The 7,232-nt window shown below is 50.8% G+C and carries 8 protein-coding genes; 5 read left to right on the plus strand and 3 right to left on the minus strand.

Going from position 1 to position 7,232, the window contains the following annotated elements; translation table 11 throughout:
* Window positions 1–993 (plus strand): bifunctional chorismate mutase/prephenate dehydrogenase (gene tyrA, locus R3177_RS11790; protein WP_318971226.1); only part of this gene is annotated, 993 nt, incomplete at its 5' end.
* 32 nt (window positions 994–1,025) lie between these two features.
* On the opposite strand, the gene R3177_RS11795 is transcribed toward tyrA, so the two are convergent.
* Complete coding sequence (locus R3177_RS11795) at window positions 1,026–1,919, minus strand: TIGR00730 family Rossman fold protein (RefSeq protein WP_318971227.1); 894 nt, start codon at window positions 1,917–1,919, stop codon at window positions 1,026–1,028.
* 115 nt (window positions 1,920–2,034) lie between these two features.
* Here R3177_RS11795 and R3177_RS11800 point away from each other — a divergent pair, with 115 nt between their 5' ends.
* From R3177_RS11800 to R3177_RS11815, 4 genes are all read left to right on the plus strand, one after another.
* Entirely contained in the window at window positions 2,035–3,432 is a 1,398-nt protein-coding gene (locus R3177_RS11800) for an MBL fold metallo-hydrolase (RefSeq protein WP_318971228.1), read from the plus strand.
* Window positions 3,433–3,505: 73 nt separating this feature from the next.
* The gene (locus R3177_RS11805) at window positions 3,506–4,477 is read left to right on the plus strand and encodes a tetratricopeptide repeat protein (RefSeq protein WP_318971229.1); all 972 of its coding nucleotides are present in this window, start codon (window positions 3,506–3,508) and stop codon (window positions 4,475–4,477) included.
* Window positions 4,478–4,520: 43 nt separating this feature from the next.
* Entirely contained in the window at window positions 4,521–4,913 is a 393-nt protein-coding gene (locus tag R3177_RS11810; RefSeq protein ID WP_318971230.1) for a VOC family protein, read from the plus strand.
* Window positions 4,914–4,926: 13 nt separating this feature from the next.
* On the plus strand, window positions 4,927–5,256 hold the full coding sequence (locus tag R3177_RS11815) for a hypothetical protein (RefSeq protein WP_318971231.1): 330 nt from the start codon (window positions 4,927–4,929) through the stop codon (window positions 5,254–5,256).
* Between the two features lie 13 nt (window positions 5,257–5,269).
* Here the strand turns inward: R3177_RS11815 and R3177_RS11820 are convergent, their stop codons facing one another.
* The gene (locus R3177_RS11820; protein WP_318971232.1) at window positions 5,270–6,424 is read right to left on the minus strand and encodes a chorismate mutase; all 1,155 of its coding nucleotides are present in this window, start codon (window positions 6,422–6,424) and stop codon (window positions 5,270–5,272) included.
* Window positions 6,425–6,634: 210 nt separating this feature from the next.
* The coding region (locus tag R3177_RS11825) for a penicillin acylase family protein (protein ID WP_318971233.1) at window positions 6,635–7,232 on the minus strand (598 nt) is incomplete at its 5' end.

Consider the following 7,232-nt stretch of genomic DNA (forward strand, 5'->3'; position numbering starts at 1 on the left):
CCGGTCTATGTACCCGAGCGCGAACAGCTCTTATTATCAGCACGGCGTGAGCAGGCACTGGCCGAACAGGTATCCCCTGAGCTGATTGAAGATGTGCTGCGCCGGATAATGCGTGAGTCTTACGCCACTCAGGAAAATCATTTTGTCTGCTGCCGCCCAGGTGGCGGTAAAATCGTCGTCGTCGGTGGCGCCGGGGCGCTTGGCCAGCGTTTTGTCAGCTTATTTCAGCGCTCAGGCTATCAGGTGGTGGTGCTGGAACAGACCGACTGGTCTGAAGCGGCAACCCTGTGCGCTGATGCTGCGCTGGTACTGGTGGCCGTGCCAATCACGTTAACGGTGCAGGTGATTAACCAGCTTCCTGCCCTGCCTGATGATTGTGTACTGGCGGATATTACCAGTATTAAACAGCAGCCGTTAGATGCTATGTTAGCCAGCCACCGCGGGCCGGTTGTCGGGTTACACCCGATGTTTGGCCCCGATATTACTAATCTGGTGAAGCAGGTAGTGGTGGTGTGTGATGGCAGAGCAGAGCAGAAGTATCAGTGGTTATTACAGCAATTACGGGTATGGGGCGCTGAGCTCGCCAGACAGAGTGCGGCAGAGCATGATAAGGCAATGCAGCTTATTCAGGCGATGCGTCACTTTTCATCGTTGGTCTATGGTAGTCATTTGGCGGAAGAGCAGGCCGATTTAACCCAGCTGTTGCAGCTAAGCTCGCCAATATACCGGCTGGAGCTGGCGATGGTTGGCCGTTTGTTTGCCCAGAATGCAGAGCTCTATGCCGATATTATGCTGTCATCAGCCGATGTCACTGCCTTGCTCGAGCGTTATCAGCAGCGGTTTAGCGAGCTGCTACAGTTGCTGAAAAATCAGGATAAAGCCGGCTTAATGAAGCAGTTTGCTAAAGGCCAGCAGTTTTTTGGCGAACTAGCAGAGCAGTTTTTACAGGAAAGTAAGCAGCTGCTGCAAAAGGCAGCCGATAGCCGCAGTTAACGGAGAGCATGCGGTCAGCCGTTAGTCAGTCTTCACTCTGGCTGCGTTTGCCCTAACTGATAATAGTCATAAATCAGCTGCCAGGCATGTTCTGGCGTGTCGGCAAATTGAATCAGCTCTAAATCCTGTGGGCTGATTAAACCTTCCTCGGCCAGCATGTCGAAGTTAATCAGTCTTTGCCAAAATGCTTTATCGTACAAGATAACCGGCACCCGTTCAGCCTTGTTGGTCTGAATAAGGGTTAACGTTTCAAACAGCTCATCCAGGGTGCCAAAGCCCCCCGGAAAAGCGACCAGGGCACGGGCCCGTTGCAAGAAGTGCATTTTACGAATAGCAAAATAGTGAAACTGAAAACAGAAATGCGGGGTAATGTAGGGATTGGGGTGTTGTTCTTTGGGCAGCACAATATTTAAGCCGATACTTTCACCACCCGCAGCCATCGCACCGCGGTTGGCCGCTTCCATGACCCCCGGGCCACCGCCGCTGATGATCATTAAGGCGCTGTCCTGATGTTTGTTGCTGTGTTCAGTTACCAGCTGCGAAAAGTGCTGTGAAGCAAGATAGTAGTCACTGTTTTTGCTGTCACGCTTCGCCTGCTTAACAGCCTGCTGGCATGATTTATCCTGTGGCTGCTTAACCAGTGCCTGCTCAGCCAGTTGCAGATTTTTTTTCGCCTGCTCAGGTGATAAAAACCGGGCACTGCCAAAAACGACTATGGTGGCTTTAACGCCATGCTGTTCCAATACTAACTGCGGTTTCAGATATTCCAGTTGCAATCTGACATGGCGCAAATCGTCCTGCATTAAAAAATCGTTGTCGGCAAACGCCAGCTTATAGGACTCATGGTCCTGCAGCCGGGCAATAGCCTCCTGTGATTCTTCAGCTGAAGCAAAATGGCGTTTATATAGCTTATGCGCGTCGGACATAACGGCTCCTGCAAAATGGTATTTAGCACAAACTAACAATATGTTTGATATAGACTAATCTTTTAGCAGTCAGGATGCGATATAAACTTACTTCGTTAATAACAGGGACAACGCTATGTCTGTAGCCAATTTAACCTTTTTAGGCGCTGCCGGTCAGGTAACCGGATCCTGCTATCTGATTGAGCATAATAAGCAGCAAATTCTGCTCGATTGCGGCATGACTCAGGGGGCTGATCAGGTACGGGAGTGGCATAAATTCCGCTTTGCATTTAAACCGAAAGACATTGATCTGGTTATCTTATCCCACGCCCATATCGACCACAGTGGCTTGCTGCCGCTGCTGGTGGCGCGCGGTTTTAAAGGCAAAATTATCTGCACCCCCGGTACGGCTGAAATTTTGCCGGTACTACTGAAAGATTCTGTGGGTTTGTATTTAAAAGATCTGGAATGGCAGAACAAAAAAGCTGCCCGCGCGGGTAAAAAACAGCAGGATCCGGTAATGACAGTCGCAGATGCCGAGCGGGTCAGTGAGCTGGTGCAGCCACTGGCCTATCGTAAACGGTTAGTGCCGCTGCCAGGGCTTGAGCTGGAATTTGCCGATGCCGGTCATATTCTAGGGTCGGCTATTGTCCAGTTATGGCTCAAAGGTAACCAGGCAATGCGTAAACTGGTGTTTTCAGGCGACTTAGGCAATCCGGCAACCGTACTGATGCACGACCCGACTGAAATTGAACAGGCCGATATCGTGCTGCTGGAAAGTACCTACGGTAACCGTAATCATCAAAGCCTGGATAATACAGTAGAAGAGTTCGCCAATGCGCTTGAGCAGGCCTATCAGGATGGCGGTAACGTATTTATTCCGGCTTTTGCGCTGGGGCGTTCGCAGGAAGTCTTATATTATCTGGCATTACTGCATCATCAGGGCCGGTTAAAGCAGCGGGCTATTTTTCTGGATAGCCCGATGGCTATCAGCATTACCAGCATTTATAACGAGTTTCTGCATGCATTGGACCAGACTGATCTGGATAAAATTGGTGCAAAACGTGACCTGAAGCAACTGTTGCCGATGCTAAAACTTACCCCGAAAGTTGAAGATTCAATGGCGATAAACCGGGTCACTCATGGCGCTATTATTATTGCCGGCAGCGGCATGTGTAATGGTGGCCGGATAGTGCATCACTTCAAACATAACTTATGGAAAAATACCAATCACCTTATTTTTGTTGGTTTTCAGGCCCGCGGTACCTTAGGCAGACGACTGGTGGACGGTGAAAAACGGGTTAAAATGTTTGGTCAGGATATTGTGGTAAAAGCGAAGGTGCATACCATTGGTGGTTTTTCAGCGCATGCCGGGCAGAGTGAACTGCTTGACTGGGCTCAGGCCATTGGCGGACAGCCCCAATTTTATCTGGTGCACGGCGAACCTGAAGCGCAGCTGGAGCTACAGCAAAAATTGCAGCAGCGTGGTATTGATGCCCTGATCCCGGCTAAGGGCGATAGTATTAAGTTGTAACCGGTTATTTTTTGGCATTGGCAAATGCTGCTCAGCGGTTACAATGCTGCTAACCCGTTAATCAAGGACAGTCATGAAACGAGTAACTTATGCTGCTTTGCTGGTTAGTCTTGGTCTAAATGCTGCGCCGGCAGATCTGCAACAACAAGTATCTGATCTGTGGCAGCACCAGGATTTTGCTGCGGCCAAAAACCTGCTGGCTGATCAAGTAAACCGCAAAACAACCGATGCCTGGCTGCTGGCTGCGCTGGGGCGAAGTGAACTGGAGCTGGGACAGGCTGACGCCGCGGAAGAGCTTTTGGCCAGAGCGATAAAAATTGACGCAGACAATGCCAGATATCAGTTCTGGTTTGGTCGGGCAAGTTGCGATAGAGCACAACAAGCCAGCATGTTCAGTGCACTGGGTTATGCTAAACGCTGTCGTCAGGCTTTTGAACAAGCGGTAGCACTGGCACCGACAGATACCGGTTATCTGAAAGCATTGGGTAAGTATTATGCGCAGGCACCTGGCATCGCTGGCGGTGACAAAGAGCAGGCATTGACCGTTGCTGCCAGGCTGGAACACTATGACCCGTTGCAAGGTCAGCTGTTGCAGCTTGAAGTATTATTCAGCGCAGAAGATACCGCAGCAGCAGAGCAGTTGATTAACAGCAGTGCGCTTTTGCAAAGCCGGCCAGAACCTTACTTTATGCGGGGCATTCAGCTGGCACAAAGCCGTGACTATCCCGCTGCTATAGCTGAATTCAGTAAAGCCAGTGCCCAAAATGTCGATGATGAAGACGGCAAGCGCAACCGCTTACTGGCACTGTATCAGCTTGGCCGGGCCAGTGTGCTTGGAAAAACGCATTATCAGCAGGGTATCACTGCACTGAATGAGTTTCTGGCAGATGGCAGTTTGCCGGATTTTAATGAATGGGCGCAGTTGCGATTAAGTCAGTTATATCTGGCGCGGGAGCAGCGGCAACAGGCTGAAGCAATCCTGGTGCCTTTGCTGGCAAGAAGCCAGGATGATAATCTGAAATCTGAAATTAAAAAAATTCTCTGATATTGCTTCTGTAAATATCAGTCCGGGATGACGGAGACAAACAATGGTGGCAAAGCTTGGCGGTATTCATCATGTCGCCATCATTTGCAGTGATTATTCCCGCAGTAAAGCGTTTTACTCAACGCTGTTAGGGCTGCAAATCATCGCTGAGAATTACCGGCCAGAACGGGACTCCTGGAAGCTTGATTTAATACTGGCGGATGGCAGCCAGCTGGAGTTATTCAGTTTCCCGAAGGCACCTGCCAGGCCCAGCCAGCCAGAGGCCCGGGGGTTACGTCATCTGGCATTTCGGGTAGCCGATCTGACTGAATACGTGGCGTACTTAACGGCGAATGATGTGGCGGTGGAACCGGTTCGGGTTGATGAATATACCGGCAAGTTATTTACCTTTTTTCAGGATCCGGATGGCTTGCCGCTGGAGCTTTACCAGCAATAGCACAGGAGATGATATGGCAATCCAGCTTATACCCCTTATCAAAGCGTTGGGACCTTACCTTACGACAATTGCCACCACTGCCATTCCCGCTTTTACCAAGAAACCTGCGGTGCAAAGCGACCCGGTTCAGGCTCAGCAAATAAGTGAGCTGCAGCAAGCCGTCACCAAAAACTCACAGTCATTACATACTCTTGCAGAACAGCTGCAAAAAGTTATTGCGCTGGCCGAGGAGGCATCAGCCGCAGCCGAGCGTCAAATCGCGGTATATAAAGCACTGGTTGTGGGAAGTGCTTTAACCGCTGTTGCCGCCATTGTGCTGGCGGCATACAGCTTGCTAAGCTGAAAAAATGACAAATTCAGCTGCTACTGACCTGTGTCGGGGCAATATCTTCACTTGGGTAGCAGCCTAATACCTTAACAAATTTGGTGATATTATTGAGCTCTTCCAGGGCGCGGGTCATGGCGTAATCTGCCAGGTTAGCAAAGACATCCACATAGAACATTTCTTCCCATGGGTTACCTGGTATTGGCCGTGATTCCAGTTTGGCCATGCTGATACCATGTTGTTTGAGTACCAGCAGGGCTTCAACTAAAGCGCCAGGTTGCTGGCCGGTGTACATAATAAAGGTGGTTTTAGCCGGGATGGCCTTGGCAACGACAACAGGTTTGCGCGCCACAACGATAAAGCGACTGACATTGTCTTTCTGGTTGGCTAAGTCCCGGGCCAGCACCTGCAGGCCATAAAGCTGGCCGCCCTCTTCGCCCCCTATGGCAATCACTGTTGGGTCTTGCAGCGCTTTTACTTTGGCAAAGGCCGCCGATGAACTGTCACAATAATCAATTTTTACGTTGGTTAAGCCAAGCAAATACTGACTGCACTGGGCGATAACCTGAGGGTGAGCACATACCTGACGCACTTTACCCAGTTCGGCACCGCTAATGCCCAGCAAACAATGAGCGATAGGGTGAGTCAGCTCACCCACAATAGATAAACGGGTATGCTGCAGTAAGTCAAATACCTCGTTAATCGAACCGGATGAGGTATTTTCAATGGGTAGCAGGGCACAGTCAGCATGGCCGGTTTCCACCGCCTGTACGATTTCGTTAAAGCTGTCACAGCCCAGTTCAATAATTCGCTCGGCCCGGCGGGTAAAGTATTTCTGAGTTGCCCAGTAACTGTAAGAGCCCTGACCGCCAAGAAAAGCGACTCTGACGCTCGGACCATTGTCACCGTTAAGCTGACCTTGTACTTTGGCCTGTTGTTGCAGCACCGAGTCTTCGATGATGACATGGTAGATGCGGGTAACGTACTGCGCATCAATACCCAACGCTTTGCCCTCGGCAATCAGGGATAGCAGCAATTCCTGCTCGCGTTGCTGATCGCGGATCGGTTTATTCTGACTGAGCTTTGCGTCAGCGACGGCCAGTGCCAGTTGACGTCGTTTTGCCAGCAATTGCAGTAATTGCTGATCGGTGCTGCTGATTGCCTGGCGAATTTCGTTAAGTTCCATGATGTTTCCTTTTAAATAAACCTGCCAGTAAGCAGCAAAATAACGGATTTTAAAAAGCACGCAAAAAAAAACCTCCCGACGGGGGAGGTTTCTTGCCATTAACACGCGCACGGCCAGTTACCTCCCCTTACGGGTGGTAAAGCTAAAATAGCCGAGAGTGCGATGAGATAAAGTCATACTCCGCACCTTAATCCGTCTGGATGGCCAAAGTCAAGCATCCGGAACCAGCCTTAACTGATATTTTTTGGGTCCCGGTAAAAAGGGCAGTGCGACTTCATTTAACCAATACTGATGGTCAGCCCGGTAAAATGGCGACAGCGGATGGCCAGACTGGCCTGAGGGGATAGTCAGAATACCATCCTGCTCCTGACCAGGTGCCACAACCATCCGTTGTGACTGGCCGAAAGCGGGCAGCTGCACCCGTGGCATATGGCGGTCACCGGCCAGCTCCGAGGCTGGCATATTCAGCCAGTCTCCCATCAGCGGCACGGCGCTGCTAAGCGGATGACGGATGTTTGCCTGATTGTGTTTACCCCAGCGACTATCCTCAAGGCTGCCATACTGCTGCTCCAGCTGCTGTTTACTGGCAAATACCGCCTGCAACAGCAATTGCTGCCAGTCTGAGAAACCTGCCGGCAGAGTGTCTGGCCGGCGGGCATGCAGCATGATCCAGGCGGGGGTTTCCAGAGAATATTTTAAATGGGCGCTGCGGCTTCCGTGCTGTTCAAGTAACGCCGACAACGGGGCAAACATCTGCTCAAGCACCTGCTGCCGGAATTGCCGTACCAGGGTGTAACCCACATCATCA

The organism is Arsukibacterium sp. (assembly GCF_033722355.1).
In the GTDB taxonomy this organism is placed as follows: Bacteria; Pseudomonadota; Gammaproteobacteria; order Enterobacterales; family Alteromonadaceae; genus Alishewanella.